The organism is Paenibacillus sp. S29 (assembly GCF_049319765.1).
Lineage (GTDB): Bacteria > Bacillota > Bacilli > Paenibacillales > Paenibacillaceae > Paenibacillus > Paenibacillus polymyxa_B.
This window is the reverse complement of record NZ_JBMOUI010000092.1, coordinates 1-315: the sequence shown is the minus strand read 5'-3', so window position 1 is coordinate 315 and position 315 is coordinate 1. Positions and strand designations below refer to the sequence as shown.

Genomic DNA, 315 nt, shown 5'->3' with positions numbered 1-315 from the left:
GGCTTACCACTCCCCTTAACCTTCCAGCACCGGGCAGGCGTCAGCCCGTATACTTCGCCTTGCGGCTTCGCACAGACCTGTGTTTTTGCTAAACAGTCGCTTGGGCCTTTTCACTGCGGCCCCCTCGGGCTATTCACCCTACCGAGGCACCCCTTCTCCCGAAGTTACGGGGTCATTTTGCCGAGTTCCTTAACGAGAGTTCTTCCGCGCGCCTTAGAATTCTCTTCTCGCCTACCTGTGTCGGTTTGCGGTACGGGCACCTTCTCCTGGCTAGAGGCTTTTCTTGGCAGTCTGAGATCATGACCTTCGCTACTA

Annotated in this window: 1 rRNA gene; it reads right to left on the bottom strand. The window is 56.5% G+C overall.

Annotation, left to right across the window (positions count from 1 at the left end):
* Positions 1-315: ribosomal RNA gene (locus tag ACL9RM_RS26635) — 23S ribosomal RNA — on the bottom strand; the annotation flags it as partial.